The 20,308-nt window shown below is 68.7% G+C and carries 21 protein-coding genes and 1 tRNA gene; 13 read left to right on the top strand and 9 right to left on the bottom strand.

Features of this window, described 5'->3' with window-relative positions:
* Positions 1–12: 12 nt before the first annotated feature.
* Positions 13–669: a DUF1992 domain-containing protein gene (locus tag LMI96_RS07710; RefSeq protein ID WP_228361065.1), complete on the bottom strand. Its 657-nt coding sequence runs from the start codon at positions 667–669 to the stop codon at positions 13–15.
* A 51-nt stretch (positions 670–720) separates the two neighbouring features.
* Between LMI96_RS07710 and LMI96_RS07705 the strand changes: the two genes are divergently transcribed.
* From LMI96_RS07705 to LMI96_RS07685, 5 genes are all read left to right on the top strand, one after another.
* Positions 721–1,764, top strand: coding sequence for a LacI family DNA-binding transcriptional regulator (locus LMI96_RS07705; RefSeq protein ID WP_228361064.1), 1,044 nt, complete (start codon positions 721–723; stop codon positions 1,762–1,764).
* A gap of 179 nt (positions 1,765–1,943) precedes the next feature.
* Positions 1,944–2,648, top strand: a complete 705-nt coding sequence (locus LMI96_RS07700) for an L-ribulose-5-phosphate 4-epimerase (protein WP_223722469.1) — start codon at positions 1,944–1,946, stop codon at positions 2,646–2,648.
* Positions 2,645–4,258 (top strand): xylulokinase, encoded by a 1,614-nt coding sequence (locus LMI96_RS07695; protein ID WP_228361063.1) that lies wholly within the window; start codon positions 2,645–2,647, stop codon positions 4,256–4,258. Before LMI96_RS07700 ends, LMI96_RS07695 begins: the two co-directional genes overlap by 4 nt.
* 30 nt (positions 4,259–4,288) lie before the next feature.
* On the top strand, positions 4,289–5,800 hold the full coding sequence (gene araA, locus LMI96_RS07690; RefSeq protein ID WP_228361062.1) for an L-arabinose isomerase: 1,512 nt from the start codon (positions 4,289–4,291) through the stop codon (positions 5,798–5,800).
* Positions 5,800–6,798, top strand: coding sequence for an aldose 1-epimerase family protein (locus LMI96_RS07685; RefSeq protein WP_228361061.1), 999 nt, complete (start codon positions 5,800–5,802; stop codon positions 6,796–6,798). Before araA ends, LMI96_RS07685 begins: the two co-directional genes overlap by 1 nt.
* Positions 6,799–6,857: 59 nt before the next feature.
* Here LMI96_RS07685 and LMI96_RS07680 read toward each other — a convergent pair whose 3' ends face one another.
* Together LMI96_RS07680 and LMI96_RS07675 are read right to left on the bottom strand one after the other, a co-directional pair.
* Complete coding sequence (locus LMI96_RS07680; protein WP_223722473.1) at positions 6,858–7,406, bottom strand: hypothetical protein; 549 nt, start codon at positions 7,404–7,406, stop codon at positions 6,858–6,860.
* Positions 7,403–7,819, bottom strand: a complete 417-nt coding sequence (locus tag LMI96_RS07675) for a DUF4383 domain-containing protein (RefSeq protein WP_223722474.1) — start codon at positions 7,817–7,819, stop codon at positions 7,403–7,405. Before LMI96_RS07675 ends, LMI96_RS07680 begins: the two co-directional genes overlap by 4 nt.
* A gap of 214 nt (positions 7,820–8,033) precedes the next feature.
* Here LMI96_RS07675 and LMI96_RS07670 point away from each other — a divergent pair, with 214 nt between their 5' ends.
* The 3 genes from LMI96_RS07670 (at position 8,034) to LMI96_RS07660 (ending at position 9,350) form a co-directional block, all read left to right on the top strand.
* Positions 8,034–8,465 carry a YdeI/OmpD-associated family protein gene (locus LMI96_RS07670; protein ID WP_228361060.1) on the top strand — a complete coding sequence of 144 codons (432 nt, stop codon included), beginning with the start codon at positions 8,034–8,036 and terminating at the stop codon, positions 8,463–8,465.
* Positions 8,466–8,550: 85 nt separating this feature from the next.
* Positions 8,551–9,192: an asparagine synthase gene (locus tag LMI96_RS07665; RefSeq protein WP_223722476.1), complete on the top strand. Its 642-nt coding sequence runs from the start codon at positions 8,551–8,553 to the stop codon at positions 9,190–9,192.
* An 85-nt stretch (positions 9,193–9,277) separates the two neighbouring features.
* A tRNA-Arg gene (locus LMI96_RS07660) sits at positions 9,278–9,350 on the top strand.
* 199 nt (positions 9,351–9,549) lie between these two features.
* Here the strand turns inward: LMI96_RS07660 and LMI96_RS07655 are convergent.
* On the bottom strand, positions 9,550–9,984 hold the full coding sequence (locus LMI96_RS07655) for a MarR family winged helix-turn-helix transcriptional regulator (RefSeq protein ID WP_223722477.1): 435 nt from the start codon (positions 9,982–9,984) through the stop codon (positions 9,550–9,552).
* Between the two features lie 34 nt (positions 9,985–10,018).
* Between LMI96_RS07655 and LMI96_RS07650 the strand changes: the two genes are divergently transcribed.
* Together LMI96_RS07650 and LMI96_RS07645 are read left to right on the top strand one after the other, a co-directional pair.
* Positions 10,019–11,836, top strand: coding sequence for a DUF2207 domain-containing protein (locus tag LMI96_RS07650; RefSeq protein WP_228361059.1), 1,818 nt, complete (start codon positions 10,019–10,021; stop codon positions 11,834–11,836).
* Positions 11,837–12,156: 320 nt separating this feature from the next.
* Positions 12,157–12,735, top strand: a complete 579-nt coding sequence (locus LMI96_RS07645; protein ID WP_223722479.1) for an AAA family ATPase — start codon at positions 12,157–12,159, stop codon at positions 12,733–12,735.
* 117 nt (positions 12,736–12,852) lie between these two features.
* On the opposite strand, the gene glsA is transcribed toward LMI96_RS07645, so the two are convergent.
* Positions 12,853–13,782 carry a glutaminase A gene (gene glsA, locus LMI96_RS07640; RefSeq protein WP_228361058.1) on the bottom strand — a complete coding sequence of 310 codons (930 nt, stop codon included), beginning with the start codon at positions 13,780–13,782 and terminating at the stop codon, positions 12,853–12,855.
* A gap of 390 nt (positions 13,783–14,172) precedes the next feature.
* Positions 14,173–14,496, bottom strand: coding sequence for a DUF6176 family protein (locus LMI96_RS07635; RefSeq protein WP_228361057.1), 324 nt, complete (start codon positions 14,494–14,496; stop codon positions 14,173–14,175).
* Between the two features lie 251 nt (positions 14,497–14,747).
* Here LMI96_RS07635 and LMI96_RS07630 point away from each other — a divergent pair, with 251 nt between their 5' ends.
* Positions 14,748–15,188, top strand: a complete 441-nt coding sequence (locus tag LMI96_RS07630) for a DUF488 family protein (protein WP_228361056.1) — start codon at positions 14,748–14,750, stop codon at positions 15,186–15,188.
* On the opposite strand, the gene LMI96_RS07625 is transcribed toward LMI96_RS07630, so the two are convergent.
* Both LMI96_RS07625 and LMI96_RS07620 read right to left on the bottom strand, forming a co-directional pair.
* Entirely contained in the window at positions 15,185–16,018 is an 834-nt protein-coding gene (locus LMI96_RS07625; protein ID WP_228361055.1) for a hypothetical protein, read from the bottom strand. The two genes, LMI96_RS07630 and LMI96_RS07625, sit on opposite strands and share 4 nt — an antisense overlap.
* A gap of 353 nt (positions 16,019–16,371) precedes the next feature.
* A complete protein-coding gene (locus LMI96_RS07620; protein ID WP_228361054.1) occupies positions 16,372–17,460 on the bottom strand; it encodes a hypothetical protein in 1,089 nt (362 codons plus the stop codon).
* 68 nt (positions 17,461–17,528) lie between these two features.
* Here LMI96_RS07620 and LMI96_RS07615 point away from each other — a divergent pair, with 68 nt between their 5' ends.
* A complete protein-coding gene (locus tag LMI96_RS07615; protein ID WP_223722485.1) occupies positions 17,529–18,287 on the top strand; it encodes a LysM domain-containing protein in 759 nt (252 codons plus the stop codon).
* Between the two features lie 379 nt (positions 18,288–18,666).
* Entirely contained in the window at positions 18,667–18,951 is a 285-nt protein-coding gene (locus tag LMI96_RS07610; protein WP_228361053.1) for a hypothetical protein, read from the top strand.
* Positions 18,952–19,074: 123 nt separating this feature from the next.
* Here LMI96_RS07610 and LMI96_RS07605 read toward each other — a convergent pair whose 3' ends face one another.
* On the bottom strand, positions 19,075–19,911 hold the full coding sequence (locus LMI96_RS07605) for an alpha/beta fold hydrolase (protein ID WP_228361052.1): 837 nt from the start codon (positions 19,909–19,911) through the stop codon (positions 19,075–19,077).
* Positions 19,912–20,308 lie beyond the last annotated feature (397 nt).

The raw sequence follows: 20,308 nt of genomic DNA, 5'->3' as shown, positions 1-20,308 counted from the left end.
CGAGGGTCGGCGTCAGGTCCCTTCCTCCGGCCTCCGCCACCATCGCCGACGCGGCGTCCTCCGCACGCCGCGCTCACCGGTCGCGGGAGGCTCCGGTGCCACGGCCGCCCGCTGCGCTCGCCGCGTGTGCCAGGCGATGACCTCCGCGTCGACGTCACGCAGGGGCGTGACCACCGGCGGGCCGCCGAGCAACTGCATCCGCGCAGACCGGATGCGGGCGTTGAAGTCGTCGAGCACCTCGCGGACCTCTCCGTCGGTCGCGAGGGCGTCGAGGCGGGCATCGAGCTCACGGTTCTCCACGCGCAGCATGAGGGCCGGCGGCCCGAGACCTCGGAGCTGCTCGCGTTCGATCTTGCGACGAATCCACCAGTCGGGGTCGTGGGTCGCTCCGAGACCGACGAGTGGTCTGCCGGCGCCGGGCAGGTCGGTGAACTCTCCGCGTCGAATCGCCTGTTGAATCGCCGTCTCGACGTACGCCGCCCGATCGGCGGCGGTCGGGGTGCGGGTGGTGGCGGCATCCGCCGACGCATCCGGGCGATCCGCGGCGGCCTCGCGCGCATCGTGCGGCGAGGCCGGGCCGTGCGGGGCCGCACGATACCGGGCGGCCGCGAGGCGGGGGTCGTCGTTCCCGCCGGCCGCCTCCCTCCGGTCGCGAGGAGATGCACCCATGTGCATATTTTGCCGGTGAATCCGTGACGGCGGGCCGGTAGCCTTCGGGGAATGAGCGAGCCGGACAGTGGGCCCGCACGCGTCGGCGTGCGGGATGTGGCGCGCGTTGCGGGCGTCTCGGCGCAGACGGTTTCGCGGGTCATCAACGACCACCCGCGCATTCGCGAGGAGACCCGGCGGCGGGTGCAGGACGCCATGGCGCAACTCGACTACCGGGTGAACAACGCGGCCCGTGCCCTCGGCACCCGCACCTCGCGGACGCTCGGCCTGATCGTGTCGGACGCCACCCTGTACGGCCCGGCGGTCGCGGTCGCCGAGATCGAGAGTGCCGCGCGTCAGGCCGGCCGATGGGTCGCCACGGCGTACGCGGATGCGGCGGATGCGGCCTCCGTCCGCGCCGCAGCCCTGCACCTGCGCGACCAGGGCGTCGACGGACTGATCGTCGTCGCCTCGCATACCCGTTCGGCTCCTGCGCTCGCGGACCTCGACGGCCGCCTGCCCGTCGAACTCTTCCACGCGCACGACGACGGCGCGGCGCAGCAGGCCGCGGCCGCGCTCGTCGTCGAGCATCTCGCCGCGCTCGGGCACCGCCGCGTGGCGCGGCTCGGCGGACCGCCGGACTGGCTCGATGAGATCGCCCGCGCCGCCGGATACCGAGCGGCGCTCGCCGCGCACGAGGTGCACGAGGTGGCGGCGTGGACCGGAGACTGGTCGGCGGCGGCCGGCGCAGCCGTCGCTCCGCTCGCGGCGGCCGCGATCCGGGAGACCGACGGGCCTACCGCCATCGTGTGCGCGAACGACCAGTTGGCGCTCGGGCTCGTCGCGGGGCTCGCCGCATCCGGAATCTCGGTTCCCGGAGACGTGAGCGTGGCGGGGTTCGACGACAACCCGGATGCCGCGTACTACCGTCCCGCGCTCACCACGGTGCGCCTCGACATCGGGGGAGAGGCGCGACGCAGCGTCGCCGCGGTGCTCGCGGCCACGGCCGAACCGGAGCGTGACGCGCCGGTCGATGCGGTCTCGACCCTGCCGCCCGCGCTCGTGACGCGAGGCTCGACCGCGCCGCCGCCGAGGATCGCGCCCGGCCCGCGCTGAGCCCGTTGCGAGCACGCCATGTGACCGGTAACATCGGATCACGCCGGGCGCGCGAGATCTGTGCGCGCCCGGCGACCACGACGCCCGACGGAGGACCCCGTGACGACCTGCCCGCCCGACCTCTTGGCCACGACGGAGCCCGATGCGGTACCCACCGCGCGGGCGAACCGGGGCGACCGGTGAGCGCCGGCACCGCGACGGACGCGGCGATCCAGGCGGTCCGCGTCGACGTCGCGGGTCTGCACCGCGAACTCGTGCGGTACGGACTCGTCGTCTGGACCGGAGGAAACGTCTCCGGGCGCGTGCCCGGCACCGACCTGTTCGTCATCAAGCCCTCGGGCGTCTCCTACGACGACCTCACCCCCGACAACATGATCCTGTGCACCCTCGACGGCGCCGTCGTGCCGGGGTCGCCGGGGAGCGAGCGCAGCCCTTCGAGCGACACCGCGGCGCACGCGTACGTGTACCGGGAGATGCCGGGCGTCGGCGGCGTCGTGCACACGCACTCCACCTACGCCGTCGCGTGGGCGGCGCGCGGTGAAGAGATCCCCTGCGTGATCACGGCGATGGCCGACGAGTTCGGCGGGCCGATCCCCGTCGGTCCCTTCGCGATCATCGGCGACGACTCCATCGGGCGCGGGATCGTCGAGACGCTCCGCGGTCACCGCTCGCGCGCCGTGCTGATGCAGAACCACGGCCCGTTCACGATCGGGGTCTCCCCGAAAGACGCGGTCAAAGCCGCCGTCATGGTCGAAGACGTCGCGCGTACCGTGCAGATCGCGCGCGACGGCGGCCCGCTCGTGCCGCTTCCGCAGGAGGCGATCGACAGCCTGTACGACCGATATCAGAACGTGTACGGCCAGAGTGGGGACGAACGACGATGACCACCGACAGCACCTCTGCCTCCGACGCCGTCCGCGCCGCCATCCGCGACGGGCGCGCCACCCTCGGCATCGAGTTCGGCTCGACCCGCATCAAGGCGTGCCTGATCGGCGACGACCCTGCGACCGTGCTCGCCGTGGGCGCGCACGAGTGGGAGAACAGCTTCGTCGACCGGATGTGGACCTACTCGCTCGCCGAGGTGTGGTCGGGGCTGCAGGCGGCGTACGCCGACCTCGTCGCCGACGTGCGAGCGCGCTATGACGTGCCGATCGAGAACCTCGCGGCGATCGGTGTTTCGGCGATGATGCACGGCTACCTGCCGTTCGATCGTTCCGGCGAGCTGCTCGTGCCGTTCCGCACCTGGCGGAACACGAACACGGGAGCCGCGGCCGCAGAACTCAGCGCGCTGTTCGGCACCAACATCCCGCTCCGCTGGTCGATCGCACATCTCTATCAGGCGGTGCTCGACCGCGAGGCGCACGTGCCCGAGGTGAGCTTCGTGACGACCCTCGCGGGTTACGTGCACTGGCAGCTCACCGGGCGTCGAGTGCTCGGCGTCGGCGACGCGTCGGGCATGTTCCCGATCGATTCGTCGACCCGCGACTACGACCGCGAGCTGATCGCGCGTTTCGACGGCGTCGCGGCGGATGCGGCTCCCGGGCTCCGGGTCGCCGAGCTGCTGCCCGAGGTGCTCGTGGCAGGAGAGGCGGCCGGAAACCTGACCGCCGCGGGCGCTGCCCTGCTCGATCCCGCCGGCGTGCTCCGGCCCGGTGCCCTGTTCTGCCCGCCCGAGGGTGACGCCGGCACCGGGATGGTTGCGACGCAGTCGGTCGCACCGCGCACGGGAAATGTGAGCGCCGGGACGAGCATCTTCGCGATGGTCGTGCTCGAGAAGCCGCTCGCGCACGTGCACCACGAACTCGATCTCGTCACCACGCCGGCCGGAGACCCGGTCGCGATGGTGCACTGCAATAACGGCGCGAGCGAGCTCGCCGCCTGGGTCGAGATGTTCACGCGGTTCTCGGCCGCCGCGGGTGCGCCGGTCTCGGCCGATCAGGCGTTCGAGACGCTCTTCCGCGAAGCGCTCGCGGGAGAGGCGGATGCGGGCGGCCTGCTCGCCTACAACCACCTCGCCGGCGAACCGATCGCGGGCCTCACCGAGGGGCGGCCGCTCTTCGTCCGCACGCCCGACAGCAGGTTCACGCTCGCGAACGTGATGCGCGCTCAGCTCTACGGGGTGTTCGGAACGTTGGCGCTCGGCATGCGGGTGCTGGCGGACGAGGGCGTCGATCTCGACCGCATGTTCGCGCACGGCGGCATGTTCCGCACCGCCGGTGTCGCGCAGCGTTTCCTCGCCGGCGCGCTCGATGCGCCCGTCGCGGTCGCCGATACGGCGTCCGAGGGTGGCGCGTGGGGGATCGCGGTTCTCGCCGCGTTCGCGGCCGCCGCATCCGGACACAGCCTCGACGAGTTCCTGCGCGACCGCGTGTTCGCGGGCGCCGTGTTCGAGACCGCACACCCCGACCCGGAGGACGTCGCGGGCTTCGCGTCGTACCTCGACCGCTATCGCGCCGGCCTCGCTGTCGAAGCCGCCGCCGTCCAGTCCCTCTGACCCCGCCGCATCCGCGCAAGGAGAACCGTCATGACTCGCACCCCGTTGTCCACCTCGCTCGACCACTACGAAGTCTGGTTCGTCACCGGTAGCCAGAACCTCTACGGCGAGGAGACGCTCCGCCAGGTCGCCGAGCAGTCGCAGGCCGTCGTCGCCGGCCTCGAGGGGCTGCCCGTCACCGTCGTGTGGAAGCCGGTGCTGAAGGACTCAGACTCCATCCGCCGTCTCGCGCTCGAGGTGAACGGGCGCGACGACGTCATCGGCGTGATCGCGTGGATGCACACGTTCAGCCCCGCGAAGATGTGGATCTCGGGCCTCGACGCGCTCCGGAAGCCCCTCCTCCACCTGCACACGCAGGCCAACGTCGAGCTGCCCTGGGCCGACATCGACTTCGACTTCATGAACCTCAACCAGGCCGCCCACGGCGACCGCGAGTTCGGATACATCCAGACGCGTCTCGGCGTGGCTCGTAAGACCGTGGTCGGGCACGTGTCGAACCCGGTCGTGCGCCAGCAGATCGAGGACTGGGAGCGCGCCGCTGCCGGGTGGACCGCCGCCCGCACGTTGAAACTCGCCCGGTTCGGCGACAACATGCGCTACGTCGCCGTCACCGAGGGCGACAAGACCGAGGCTGAGCTGCGGTTCGGCGTGCAGGTCAACACGTGGGGTGTGAACGAGTTGGCGGATGCGGTGGCCGCCGCATCCGAATCCGAGATCGACGCCCTCATCGAGGTCTACGAGGCGGAGTACGACGTCGCCGACGAGCTCCGCCGCGGCGGGGAGCGGCACTCGTCGCTGCGCGACGGCGCGGCGATCGAGGTGGGGCTGCGCTCGTTCCTCGAGGAGGGCGGCTTCGGCGCCTTCACGACGAGCTTCGAAGACCTCGGCGCACTGACGCAACTCCCGGGCCTCGCGGTGCAGCGCCTGATGGCCGAGGGCTACGGCTTCGGCGCGGAGGGGGACTGGAAGACAGCGATCCTCGTGCGGGTCGCGAACGTCATGGGGGCGGGCCTGCCGGGAGGTGCGAGCCTCATGGAGGACTACACCTACGACCTCGTCGCGGGAGACGAGAAGATCCTCGGCGCGCACATGCTCGAGGTGGCTCCGTCGCTCACGACCGCGAAGCCGCGGCTCGAGATCCACCCGCTCGGCATCGGCGGCAAGGACGACCCGGTGCGCCTCGTCTTCACCGCCGACCCGGGGCCCGCGGTCGTCGTCGCGATGAGCGACATGCGCGATCGGTTCCGGCTCGTCGCCAACGTCGTCGAGAACGTCGAGGCTCCCGACCTGCCGAACCTGCCGGTGGGCCGCGCGATCTGGAAGCCCGCCCCCGACTTCGCCACCTCTGCCGCCTGCTGGCTCGCCGCCGGCGCGGCGCACCACACCGTCATGTCGACCGCGGTCGGCATCGAGGTGTTCCGCGACTTCGCCGACATCGCGAAGACCGAGCTCGTCGTCATCGACGAGTCGACGACGGTTCGCGACTTCCAGCGGGAGCTGCGCTGGAACCAGGCGTACTACCGCCTCGCTCAGGGGCTGTGATGGGCGGCATTCCGCTCTCGGGCACCCCGCACGTTCTGCGCTCGGGTGCGTACGAGGCGTCCATCTCGAGCGTGGGGGCGACGCTTCGCACCCTCACATTCGACGGACGCCACCTGGTCGTGCCGTTCGCGGCCGACGAGGTGCGTCCCGCCTACCGCGGTGCGACGCTCGCGCCCTGGCCGAATCGCGTCGTCGATGGCCGATACGAGTTCGCCGGCACGGAGTACGAACTCGCGCTCACCGAGCCGGGCCGCGGCCATGCCCTGCACGGGCTCGCCGCGTGGCTCGACTTCGAGGCGATCGACAAGGGCCCCGACCACGTGACGGTGAGCGCGGTCGTGGAGGCGCAATCCGGTTACCCGTGGCGCATCCGGATCGAGACGCGCTTCTCGCTCGATGCCGACGGTCTCACCCAGACGGTGCGCGCGACGAACGAATCGGATGCGGCGGCGCCCTACGGCACCGGTCCGCATCCGTACCTGGTGGCCGGCGCCGGTACCGTCGACGACTGGACGCTGGAGCTGCCCGCGGCGGACGTGCTGCACGTGACGCCCGACCGTCTCATCCCGACGGAGCTGCGCGCCGTGGACGCCGATGACCCCGCACGGTTCGACTACCGCATCCCGCGGACAATTGGGGACGCCGAGATCGATCACGCCTACACCGGGCTTCGTCGCGACGGCGACGGCATCGCGACCGTGCGGGTGACGGATGCGGACGGCTCCGGCGTGGCGATGACGTGGGATGCCGCGTGCGGCTGGGTGCAGGTGCACACGGCCGACCTGCCGATGACGTGGGATGCCGCGTGCGGCTGGGTGCAGGTGCACACGGCCGACCTGCCGACGCGCGGGCCGGGGCATCGCGGTGGCCTGGCCGTCGAGCCGATGACCTGCGCACCGGATGCGTTCCACGCATCCGCGTACCCGTTCGACACGGGGCTTCTCGTGGTGGGACCGGGGGAGTCCGTCGACGCGGGGTGGCGTATCGCCGCCATCTGAGCGGGATCGCTCGCGGGTCGTCCGGGGCCGAGGTCAGGATGACGGCGGGCCTTGGCCGATCAGTGCCCGTGGCCCGGGTCGACCATGTGCTCGCTGTGACTCGGGGCGAGCTGGCCCGCCTCGGTGGACGCGAGTGCGGGAGTCACGAGGGCGCCGACGACGGCGGCCCCGATCAGCACACCGATCGCGCTCGCGCGGGCGGTGCGGGGCGCTGCCGTCGGATCGGTCGCTCGTGCGGTGCGCCGTGCCTGCAGGGCGCACGCAACGCCCACGACGACCAGCATCCCGACGGCGACGCCGACCGCGAGGATGCTCGTGCGGGCAGGCTCGACCATCAGCATGGCCGTCAGGACGAGGATCGAAACCAGGGCTCCCAGCATCCCGAGTCGCGGACCGACGATCCGGCCGCGGGTCAGGGAGAACGCGGCCCAGCCGAGTGCTGCCGGTCCGAGGACCAGCAGCACTGCGGCCAGGACACCGGGGCCGGTGGCGCGCGATTCGCCTCCGGCCCCGGTGACGACGCCCGCCGCGATGGCGAGCTGGATCAGCCCCGCACCGACCGCGGCCAGCGATGGCCACGACCGGGTGAAGCCGACGTCCTCTTTCACGCCACGGCCGTCCGCGTGTCGCGGTAGCCGCGCTCGGTGCCGAGTCCGACGCCCAGGAGCACGAGGGCGCTCGCGAGGTGCAGGAAGTGGTCAGCCGTGTTCAGCGCAAGGATGTTGGCGGCGGTGCCGGCGAGGAAGAAGCCGACGATGCCGAGCAGCAGGTAGACCGCGCCGATCGTGACGTTGACCGACTTGGCGCCGCGGACGGACGAGAGTCCGGCGACGAGCAGTGCCGCTCCGATGAGCAGGTGCGCGATGTTGTGCAGCGGGTTGACCTCGAAGATGCCCAGCAGCAGGCCACCCTCGGTGGCGATGAAGTCGACGCCACTCGTGGCGGCGAAGCCGAGTGCGCCGACGAGCAGATAGACCGCGCCGAAGATGGTCGCGACGATCCGGTTCGGTGAAGAGCTCATGTTCGTCCTCTCTGATTGATGCAGTGTGAGCGACGAATGCCGCACCATGTATTCGGACCGAGGGCCCGAATGGATGTGAGTTGGCTGAATCATCCCTGTGAGCACCATCCGGCTGGCCCGAACGTATTGCCCCGGTCGGGGCCGGATCCTGGGCTTGCGCGTGCGCGGAGCGGTATGCATTCCGGGGGCGGCGGGAGCCCGCCATACTGTGCCGATGCGCTTCGAGACGACCCTGTCGCAGTTCGGGAACAACACCGGTGTCGAGGTGCCGGCGCACGTGATCGAGGCGCTCGGGGCCGGGAAACGCCCGGCCGTGCGGATCACGGTCAACGGGTACGAGTACCGCTCGACGGTCGGCGTCATGAACGGGCTGTCGTTGGTGCCGTTCAGTTCCGACAAGCGTGCCGCGACGGGGATCGCGGGCGGCGACCCGATCGCCGTCGACATCGACCTCGATACCGCACCGCGCGAGGTCGAGGTGCCGACCGATCTCGCGGGGGCGCTCGATGGGGCCGGGGTGCGGGCCGCGTTCGACGCGCTCGCGCCGAGCCGGCGGAAGGCCCATGTGGTCGCCGTCGAGGGGGCGAAGGCCGCGGAGACCCGTGCCCGGCGCATCGCAGCGGTCGTCAGCGCGCTCGGCGACTGAGCGCTCGCGTCGGAGTGCTCGCGGATCTCGGCTCACCCGGGGCGTGTCGGGGGCTCGCGGGTAAGATCGATGCGAGGGGAGTGTCGTGCCCGAAGATGAGGATGAGTCGGTCGCGCGCGGTGCGTTGAGCGCTGTGCGCGCGAAGCTGTCGCCCCGTCCGAGCCTCGCCGATATCGTCGCCGAGGGGCTGTACATCGCCGCGGCGGCCACGCGACTCGCGCTGAAGAACCGCATCCTGGTCGACATCCTCTCCGCCGGCGAAGGCTTCGACGCCGACCGGTTCGTTCCGGACGCGAAAGAGACGTTGCTGGCGCTGGCCGCCGAGGCGGAAGCGGATGCGGAACGGGCGGAGCGCGAGCGGAAACTGGCCCGCCGGCGCTTCAGTGATTCGGATGGCACGCACGATTACCGCAGCCGCGACGTGCGGAACCTGCGCCGCCGGCGCAAGCAGTCCGAGCGCATCGCACAGGAGCTTCGGGAACGCGCCGAAGACACCGACGAACTCGTCGCGCTGGTCGAGGCCGCGCGAGAAGCCGCGTGGTCTGAAGTCGCTCGCAACATCGACAGCACGCTGCGGATCGAAGCGGCGCGACCCGACCTCGAACCGGGTTACGCGCAGATGCGGCAGGCTCGGATGCAGAGCCTCCGCCTCGTCGATCTGCCACGGCTCGCGGCGCATCGTCGTCGGGTGAAGGACCGCACCCGCGCCGACCCGAAGAAGGACTGACCGCGAAGCCCGTCTCGATTCGCGACGCGCTCGCGGTTGGGGTAGTCTCTCCTAGTGCCCGCGCGCCGGTTCGGACGCGGCACGAGCGCCCGTAGCTCAATGGATAGAGCATCTGACTACGGATCAGAAGGTTAGGGGTTCGAGTCCCTTCGGGCGCACACTGTGTTGAGACAGTGAAGACCCGGGATGCGTCTGCATCCCGGGTCTTGTCTTTTTCCCGGGCGGCCGCTTCGCTCCGCCTGCGCGTCGCTGTCGCGTCGCGAGATTCGGAGATGCGACGGGATTCGGGCCGGATCGGGCGTCAGCATCCGAATCTCGCGACATCTCCGAATCTCGTGACGACTCAGAGCAACGGCGTCACTCGCAGGCGGGGCGCAGCTTCTCGGTCAGCGCCAGCAGGGTGCGTAGCTCGTCGTCGTCGAGCGCCGCCATCCGTTCGGCGATCGACCGGCCGTGCACCGCGGCGATCGACCGGAAGGTGCGCGCGCCCTCTTCGGTGGCGGCGACGAGGGCGCCGCGGCCGTCTTCGGGATCGGCGCACTTGCGCACGAGGCCGCGTGCCACCATCCGGTCGACGAGCCGGGACACGCTCGGCTGGCTGATGAGCATGTTGCGCGTGACATCGCGCAGCCGGGTGGTCATCTCGGGTGCGCGGGTGATGGTGAGGAGCACGTCGTACTCGCCTTGAAGCAGCCCGGTGCCCTCGAAATCCGCGCTGATCTCGCCGAAGATCTCGTGCTGGGCGCGGAACAGGCTCTCCCAGGCATCGATGGCGAGGCGGCGGTCGGTCATGCGGTTAAGCGTATCGGCGACCTAGGCTGTCGGCATGACGGAGCGACGGATGCCGCACGCCCTGGTTCGCTATCTTCTCGCCACCGCGGCGACCCTGCTGCTCGTGTGGGGCGTGGGGGTGGCGCCCGCATCCGCCGACGATGACGACGATGCGCTGAACGACTTCACCTTCACGAGTCTCGACGCCGACTACACGCTGACGCGTGCGGACGACGGGACGAGTCGGTTGCGGGTCGTCGAGACGTTCACGGCGGAGTTCCCGGATGCTGACCAGAACCACGGCATGCGACGCGCGATCCCGACCACGTACAACGGGCAGCCGCTGCATCCGGAATTGGTGTCCGTGACGGATGGCGACGGCGCTCCCCGCCCGGTCGAGACCGACACCGACGACGGCGCCTTCACGATGACGTCGGCCGATGAGGACTTCGTGCATGGCACGCAGGTGTACGTGTTCACCTACGACCTCGAGAACGTCACCTGGCGCTTCCCGAACACGGATGCCGACGAGTTCTACTGGGACGTCAACGGGGTCGACTGGCCGCAGGACTTCGGGCGCATCACGGCGACCGTGCACGTCGCCCCCGAGCTCGCCGGCGCGCTCACGGGCGATTCCGCCTGCTACATCGGGACGCAGGGCGAGCAGGATCGCACCTGCGATATCGACCTCGACCGCAACCCGGACGACGCGGTCGCGGTGGCGTCCGCATCCGGGGTCGCTCCCCACGAAACCGTGACCGTGGCCGTCGGCTTCGAGCGCGACACGTTCGTGCTCTACGACACGGGCTACTTCGCGTCGCCCTGGGGCTGGTGGCAGGCCGGCTCGTTCCTCGTGCTGCTGATCGGCCTCGCGTGGGGGATCGTTGTGCGGATGCGGGCTCTCCGCGATGCCCCCGGGCGGAGCGTCATCATCGCCGAGTACGAGCCGCCCGCCGGAGTGGATGCCCTGACGGGCGCCGTATTGCTCGGCAAGACCTCGAAGGCCATCCCGGCCGAAGTGCTCGAGCAGGCGGTGGTCGGCAGCATCCGCATCGAAGAGGGCGAGTCCTCGCGGTGGCGGGGCGCCAAGCTCCGGGCCGTGCTCGTCGACCGGTCCCGGGCCGACGGCGACGGCGCCCAGCTGCTCGACGGAATCTTCGGGGCGGATGCGGCGCCCGGCGCCGAGTTCGAATTCGGGTCGACCGACACGCGCCTGTCGTCGACCGCGCAGAAGCTGCTGGCATGGGCCGCGGGGCACCTCAAGGACGACGGGTACTACCGCGCGGTGCGACCCGGCACCCGGCTGATTCCCGCGGTGCTGGTCGGCATCGGCGCGCTCGCCACGCTCGGCTTCGGGATCGCGGCGCTTTTCGCGTTCGTCTCGCCGGCGCTGCCGGTCACGCTGCTCGTGCTCGCTCTGCTGCTCGCCGTAGTGCTCGGCATCGTCGTCGCGCATCGCCCGCTGAGCGTGCGCGGCGCCGAAGCGCGGGATCACCTCGAGGGCCTGCGCGAGTTCATCGCCTGGGCGGAGGCGGACCGCATCCGGATGCTGCAGTCCCCTCGCGGCGCGGAACGCACGCCGGTCGACACGGGCGATCCGGCGCAGGTGCTGAAGATCTACGAGCCGCTGCTCCCATATGCGGTCGTGTTCGGCCAGGAGAAGGAGTGGGCGGCGCGTCTCGCCGACCTCTACGGCGACGGCGTCTCGCCCGCGTGGTACGCGGGCGCGGCCGCATTCAACGCCTCGGCGTTCTCGTCCGGGATCGGGTCGCTGTCGGCCAGCGCGATGGCGTCCTCGAGCACGACCGGCGGGTCCACCGGCGGCGGTTCGGCCGGCGGGGGCGGGGGCGGCGGCGGAGGCGGCGGGGTCTGAGACCGGGCCGGCGTTGCCTTCGCCGAGCGGCCTGCGATGGATGCAGTAAGGGCCGGTCGGAGAGGCTTCCGACCGGCCCTTGTCCCTTTGCACCAAGAGAGTCCTGCAATCACATGTCGGTAGCTGCCACAGCAAAACAACTACCGTTCCTGAACTGTATAACGGCGAGGTAACGGAACGGAAGGGCGCGCCGTTATCTTTTCGTGATTCTTTGGTGACGCATAGCTTCGGCTCCGCGGATGCATAAGAAATCGGCCCGGCGCCTTCGTGGACCCGAGCGTGGCGGAGCTACCTCGTGGGTTTCGCCGTAGCATCGTCACGTGTTGACGGCCGTCGATCCGATCCCACTCCGGCCGCGACGCATCGTGGTGGCGGGGGTGGCCGGAGTCGGCAAGACGACGCTCGCGCGTCGCATCGCCGAGGTCGCGAAAGTGCCGCACATCGAGATCGACGCGCTCTTCCACGGGCCGAACTGGACCCCGCGCCCGACGTTCCTCGGCGACGTCGACAGACTCGTGGTTCAGGATGCGTGGGTCACCGAGTGGCAGTACGCGGCCGCGCGGCCGCTGCTCGCGGCCCACGCCGACGTGCTGGTGTGGCTGGATCTGCCCTTCTGGACCCTGACGTTCCCGCGTGTGGTGCGCCGCACCGTGCGTCGGCGCGTGCGACGCGAAGTGCTCTGGAACGGCAACATCGAACCACCGTTCCGGCGGATCGTGACCGACCCGGAGTACATCGTCCGGTGGGCGGTATCGACGCGGCACAAGTATCGCGATCGCATTCCTCAGCTCGATGCCGATATGCCCGGCCTGTCGGTGGTGCGGTTGAGGTCGGACCGAGACATCGAGCGATGGATGGCGGGCCCCCTCGCGCGCGCCGTCGCGCCGCACGCGTCATAGACGCGGGAGCGCCCGGGTATCCCTCTCGCAGACGCCCTGGTTGGATGGGCGGATGACCGAGGGTGCGCGCCGTCTTCGCGTCGGTCGCGCTTCTCCCCGGTCGGTCGATGACCTCGTTCAGACGTCGAAGGAGTGCAGTCCGAGGTCGGCGCTGAGCCGGTCGCTCACGCGGTGGCCGCGCACACTGGTCCCGCGTTCGTCCAGCGGCGGACTGACGACCGCCGCGCCCAGCACGCCCGGCGCGGCGAGCACGATCGCACCGGACACGCTCGACTTCGCGGGCACCCCGACCTCCCGCATCCAACGCCCGGAACCGTCGTAGACGCCGCAGGTCGCCATCACGGAGATCACGTCGCGGGCGACCTCGCGAGAGACGACGCGCTCGCCGGTGCGGGGGTTCACCCCGCCCGCCGCGAGGGTTGCGCCCATCGTCGCGAGAGCTTCTGCATCGACCAGCACCGCACAGGCACGGGCATAGACGAGGATCGCCTCGTCGGCGTCGACTTGCAGCGTGCCCTCCGCGCGCATGAGGTGCGCGAGGGCGTGGTTGCGATCGCCGAGCAGATGCTCGCTGGCAGCGATGTCGTCGTCGATCTCCAGTGATCGGCCGGCGAAGGCGGAGAGGCCCGAGACGATCCGCTCGGTGCGCGCATCGACATCGCCCCCGTCGACGATCGAGCTCGTGAGGATCGCGCCCGCGTTCACCATCGGGTTCGGCGGCCGGCCCGTGCCGCTCTCGAGCTTGATGGCGTCGAACGCCTCACCGGTCGGCTCGATACCGACCCGGCCCAGCGCCGCGCGACCGGTGTCGTGCAGCGCCAGTGCGAAGAGGAACGGCTTCGCCGCCGACTGGATGCTGAACGGCGCATCCGCATCCGGCGTCGTCCGCAGCTCGCCGTCGATCGTGACCACGGCGATCGCGCAGAGGTCCGGATCGGCATGTGCGAGCTGCGGGATGCTGTCGGACACGGTTCCCGAGGTCTCCGGCATCACGCGATCGCGGAGGGCGTCGAGGTCGTAGGTGAGGATGTCGGTGGCGGCAGTCACTCGTCCAGCCTGCGGGACGAGGCGGGCTTCGACGACCGCTTGCGTTGCCGCCGGCGTCTGCGCAGTCCGCGGCCGGAGTGCCGACATGGCCGTCGTCCGGGCAAGAAGAAGGGCCGGTCGAAGAGGCTTTCGACCGGCCCTATTCCCTCTGCACCAAGAGTTGTCCTGCAATCACATGTCGGTGACCGCCACAGCAAACGATCACCGTTCGATGACTATATAACGGAAAGATAACGGAAGGGAAGAGGTGTCGTTATCTTTTTGTGATCATGTGCTCGCGTTCGCCCGAATCCATTGTCCGATGACAACCCAGCTGTAGTTTCTGCCGTCGATTCTGTGGTTCTGACAGACGACCTGTAGTTTCTGCCAACCGATCTGTAGTTCGGGAGGTCAAGCAGGTCGCAGATCCAGTACGACTTCTGCGCGGGCGGGCCCGTCGTCGGCAGCGCGCATGACGGCCCGGCGCTCGGCATCGATGGGTCGAGGGGATTGGTCTGTCACCGACCTGGATCCGACCAGGTCCTCCGTCTCCATCGCGTGGACGATCACCGGCCCGTCGCCGGTGTCGATAAGCATCGCCGTCTCATGGGCGACGCCCTCCGCCGCGAGCGACTCGAGTGCTTCTGCGCGGCGCGGGCCGTCGACCTCGCCTAGCGAAGCTGCGACGCGGTCGCGCTGGTCGAGTCGGATCCGGCGGGCGACAAGGTGAATCACGACACCAGCGTACGAGTCGTTTGAGTGATGTAACGGTTAGTATCTGTTACATGACAGATGTCGCGACTCTATCGTTGAGTGAGTTGACGACGCTGTCGACGGCTGTGGCTCGCGAGATTCGCGCGCGGCGGTCGCCAAATCGGATATGCGCGGCTTGTGGGCGCGGCTTCGCAGCGCGCAGTGACGCGCTCTACTGCAGCGGTCGGTGTCGCGTAGCCCAGCACCGCCTGCGTCATCGGAAGGAACGAGACGTGAGCATCGAAGGAATCGGATACGAGGGGCAGGCCGTCGACGCTCTAGTCTCGAAGCTGCGTATTCGCGGAGTAGCGACGCTCGTCGACGTGCGACTTAACGCGATCTCTCGCAAACGTGGATTCAGCAAGCGTGCTCTCGCGGCCGCTCTCGCGGAGGCGGGCATCGCGTACGTCCACATGCCGGTGCTGGGCAACCAGCGCGACAACCGCGCTGGTTATGGCGAGCTCGACTCCCCGCTCGCCCGTCAGGTCCGCGAAAGGTTCACAGCGGAACTCGAAGCACAGGGCGCAAGGAAGGCTCTGGAGGAGCTGGCCGATCTCGCTCGAACGGGGCCCGTCGCGGTCTTCTGCTACGAAGCGGACGAGCAGCACTGCCACCGCGAGCAGGTGCTCGAGCAGGTGCGGGGGATCCGCGATCGCGATCTCGTCTCGCGCTAGAAGAGTGCCGGCTGGGGAGCGACGGCGTCTTCTGCCTTCGGCCAGTACACGCCCAACACGCTGAACTTGCCGCGGCGGGCCGCGAGTTCGAAGTTGCCCATGTAGAACCCCGTCCGCCGGTCCGAGGCGAACATCTGATCCAGGAACTTCTCTGTCACGCCAGCCTTGACGTCCTTCCCGTCGTGGCGGAGCCGGTTCTGCAGGGCCGTCAGTTCCCAGTCGAGGATTCGGCCCTGGTGTCCACGACAGGTTGTGCTCTCGCAGCGGTAGCGGTAGCGAACCTTGAACGCTGGCTCCTTCAACACGGAGGGTATGGAGCCGCTCATTGGAATGAGGGCCGTTGACTCCTTGAGAATGCGGTCCTGCATCTTCGCGAGTTGTTCCGGCGTCCACTTCGGGTGAGGCTCGAACTCGAGTCGGTCCACGTCGGCTGGGTAAACGAGTCCTAGGGACGTCGCCGCCGGGTCTGCGGATGCGGCGGTCATTAGCTCGCAGGTCGTGGTCACCGGGAGGCGGCCGATCACCTGGTGGCGCGACTTGCCTGGCCGGAGGTGGTTGATCTTGTGCCACGAGTCCTGGGCGGGGGAGTAGCTCTCCGTCCGGGTGTCGGAGTCTCGGCGGCGCACTTCGAGTTCGATGACGTCGTACTTCGCGAATTGAGACTCGCCGTCGAGCCATCGAAACGCGATCGGATAGAGGCGAATCCAGGTCGGCGCATCGCCGTCGATCCGGATGCCCGCGACGCACGATGTGTCGCCATAGCTCGCGGAAGGCTGTGGCGTTGCCTTCACTGTGACGAGCACCTGCGCCCGCTCTCCCTCGACTCGCATGGCGTGATCCTATGGCGGGGCACGGACACTGCCGCACGCTTTCTACTCCGCCGAGCGCTCGGGACTGCTGCACGAGTAGGTGACAAACCCACTGTCACCTACTCGTGCAGCAGTCCCGATCGTGTCACGAGGCAAAGCGGCCGTGGAAGCCGCATTCGGCATGCGCCAAAGGACCCACAACAAGCGACCCGCCGCCCTCGAAAAGGCACTCATCGCCAGCTCGCATCGTCACCGCAGTTGCCTGCTCCGACACCTCAGCACCGTCCGGATCCAGATCCGCCCGTTCACACCCGGTCTCGCCGCGCCCAAGAACAGCGTGCTAATCAACCGTCGACCGCAGCCCGACTGAGACTTCAGTCCACGCTGCACTGAGACGAGAGCTGCATGTGAATTAGTCCATCGATCGTTGTGGAGTCGCGGATGCTCATCTTCTCCACCGGCAACGCGTCGCTGTAGCGGATGTCCTCTTGCATGGCTTGGTCTGGGGAGTAGCCCTCGGCATCCCAGACTTGGAGGATTCGTGCCAGCGAGGAGCCGTTATCCGCGGTCGCAAATGTGAACCCGAGCCCACTTCGGGAACCGTCCTCCCCGCACGCGGTCGCCACTACTGAGAGCTCAGCGGGGTCGAGTAGCCCCCCTGAAGAGTCGCGCACCGGGCCGACCGCTGCCTCCAATGACGCCGCGATCATGTTCTGGAGGCCCGCTCGTGCCTCATCCGCGTCGTAGGTCGGCGTTGCGGGGGCTGGAGGGATAGGCGTACGTGCGCCTGTGCTGACCCCGCAAGAAAGCGTGCGGTCGGTGAGCTTCGGGACCGTGAACGCAGGGTCGCCGTCGGCGGACACCGGCGTTGCCGAGTAGTCGAAGGCGAAGCTGTACCAGACGTCGAGTGAATCGCCCGTATCGACCACGGTATACGCGCCGTCCGCGAAGGGGTGGTAACCGTCATCAGCGGTGAACTGGTCGACGGCGGTGACCAGCAGACCATCCCGCCGGTACACAGTCCCCCACGCCGCGAAAAGAAACGACTCCTCTTCGACTACGTATCCGGTTTCACAGCCCGCGGCCACCAGCGGCACGACGGTTGCCGAGGAAGTGAGTATCCACATGGCCCCGGTTAGCGCGGTGGCACCGATGGCTATGATGCGGGCAGGAATGAGCAGGAGGAGCCAAGCCCTACCTACTGGAATGACGCACAGTCCGACTGAGAGAGCGGCGAGAGCGATGCCAAGCGCAAGAGCGGCGAGTCGGTCCGAATCGAGAGTGCCGATTAGCACAGAGGTCTCGCCATCCGATGCTGTAGAGACGAGCAACAGCATCGCGAGCGCGGCGGTGGCGCACAGAAGGCTCGCTCCGGCGACCAAGAGAACGATGCGTCGACCTCTGCGCGGCAGCGGCGGCGGGTTGCCCTCAGCCGCAATTGCTGTCACAGGTGCAGCCGACACACTTAGAGAGTACGAGAAGCGCAGACCGAACCTGTCGCGGCCTCAATCGAATCCGCTACGGTCATGTCATGAAGCTCGCTGGCAAGGTCACTGCGGGGATCGCAGTTCTCGTCGTGGGCGGGCTCGTCGTCTTGGCTGCACCAGCCGTTGCTGCCGTGCATGGTGAGCTGTCGTCATGGAGGGTCTTCGCTCCAGTTGAAGAGGAAGAACCTGAGGTTGCGTCGGCAGACGACCCACTCGGTGAAAAGATGATCGACGAGCTGGGCGACGATTACGTGTACGTCGGGGGTGGGACCGCCATTCCGAAGGACAGTCCGCCCGGCTGCGATGAGCCCGCCTGGATGCATCTCGGTGCGATGAGTGCGAGCCTCAGCGGTAATCTCATCGACCGCGGCGCAAGCGACTTCGCGGCGGGGACCGTAGGCCTAGGTGAAGAAGGTCAGATCCTCACGTACACCGTGGAGGCCGGTGACGCGCTGTATTCGATCGGTGACAGATTCTGTATTGCGAATGCTCTGACGATCGCCACCCTCAATCACACTCGAACGATTCAACCTGGCGAGGTGCTTCTGCTCGCCCCAGACAGCTCCATCCCCTGGATCCCGTATTTCAACCCGGCTGACGCCCCCGCTGGTTATCAGCAGATCCCATATCAGCTGGCTGTCGAAGCGATGAGTTCCGCCGCGCAAGCGGGCGACGTCGGCGCGATGCGCGAGATCTTCGAAGGCGAGCTATCCGCGCTGTTCCCCAACTCAGCCGACGCTGACCTGATCGCCGATGCGCTCGAGACTGGCGATCTCAAAGTGCTGCGCCAGATGTTTGCATAGTCGACGGCAAGACGATTGTCGTCGGCTCCTCGCGGTGCCGAGCGCGAGTCTGCTTCCCAGGTCCAAGGTGCGCGCAGACTCCACTCCGCGGATCCAAGCTTCGATGACGAACTACAGGTCTAATGGCGCGCGACCGCGCCGGGCGATTGGCGCCTCAGTTGCAGGTGCCGCGAGTTCCTCCAGACTCAGCCACAACATCGTTGACACAAACTACTGATGGCTTGTCATTGGACATCCATCCGCGTCGGTCCCGCGCAGCGGCCGAGGCCGTTCACGTGGTCCGTGGGCCCGCGAGAGTCCTAAGTGCTGCGAAACCGGTCCGTAGATCTCCATCTAGCGAAGGAGGCCCAGCCAAGATGCTCCTCCTAACCTGGGAGACATGGACGACTTTCTTGGCTGGGGTGCGATCGTGGTTGTGCTCGCCATCCCGATCGTCTTCGGGGTGGTGGGAATCGCAACGCGCTGGCGCCATCGTGCAGGCGACGCTGGCGCGCCCTCATCCGCCGGTTTGCTCGGCTTTGATGAGCTCTTCCACCCGTCCGCTCACAACGCGCGGATCGCGTGGGAAGCCGAGCAGATGATTCCTGTCCCGGCACCGACGCCCGACAAGGGGCCGGGGGTCATCGACGGCGACAACAGGATCGTGATCGAGATCTCCGAATGATGCAGTCGTCGGACGACTGGCCTCGCTATCGCCAGAGCACATCTGCTCTGCGGAGGCGGGACACACGACACGGCGCATCCGGGATGTTCCCGGATGCGCCGTGTGATGGTGCGGTCGGCGTGCTTACGCCTGGATGAAGGCGAGCAGGTCGGGGTTGATGACGTCGGCGTGCGTGGTCAGCATCCCGTGCGGGTATCCCTCGTAGATCTTGAGCGTCGCGTTCGGGAGGAGCTCGGCCTGCTTGAGCGAGGCATCTTTGTACGGAACGACCTGGTCGTCGTCGCCCTGCGTGACCAGAACCGGCACCGTGATCGCCTTCAGGTCTTCGGTCTGGTCGGTCTCGGAGAACGCCTTGATGCCCTCGTAGTGGGCCAGCGCGCTACCGGTCATGCCCTGACGCCACCAGTTGTCGACGACCGGCTGCGAGAGCGTGACGCCGGGCCGGTTGAAGCCGTAGAACGGCCCCGAGGCGACGGCGACGTAGAACTCGGCGCGGTTCGCGGCCAGCGCGCTGCGGAATCCGTCGAAGACCGAGACCGGGGTTCCGTCGGGGTTCGCGTCGGTCTGCACCATGAGCGGCGGCACGGAGGAGACGAGGATCGCCTTCGCGACACGGCCCTGCGGCTCGCCGTACTTCGCGACGTAGCGCGCGACCTGCCCGCCCCCGGTGGAGTGCCCGATGTGGATGACGTTGCGGAGATCGAGGTGCTCGACGACCGCTGATGCGTCGCTGGCGTAGTGGTCCATGTCGTGGCCGGTACCGATCTGCGACGAACGACCGTGACCGCGGCGGTCGCTGGCGATGACGCGGTAACCCTTCGAGAGGAAGAAGAGCATCTGGGCGTCCCAGTCGTCGGAGGACAGTGGCCATCCGTGGTGGAACATGATCGGCTGGGCGTCGGTGCTGCCCCAGTCCTTGTAGAAGATTTCTGCGCCATCTTCTGTGGTCACAAACGGCATGATCGACCTCCGAGTTCGTCTCGCGCCGAGTCGTGCTCGGTACGATTCCTGGGAAATTCGCTCCTCGACGAATGCGAGGCGCGCGATCACCGTAACGCGGTGAGGGTGGCCGGGTCCCGGCTGCCGGCGAAGTCCCGACACCTGTCCAGTCGCGTTCGTTCCGATGTCGATTTCTCGGCGGATGCCGGTGCTGCCGAGTGACCGGCCCCGTGAGCGGGGTGGGGGCGGGTTCGCGCTCGAGCGCGGCGCGGGGCGTGCTCAAGTGGCGCAATACGTCGCCCCGGGCTGCGGATCGCGACACGTGAGCGGAGTGGGGGTGGGCTCAGGTGGCGCGATCTGTCGCCCCGGGCTGCGGATTGCGATACGTGAGCGGGGTGGGGGCGGGTTCAGGCTCGAG

Source organism: Microbacterium sp. cx-59, assembly GCF_020805625.1.
Classification (GTDB): domain Bacteria; phylum Actinomycetota; class Actinomycetes; order Actinomycetales; family Microbacteriaceae; genus Microbacterium.
This window is presented reverse-complemented; position numbering and strand designations above follow the sequence as displayed.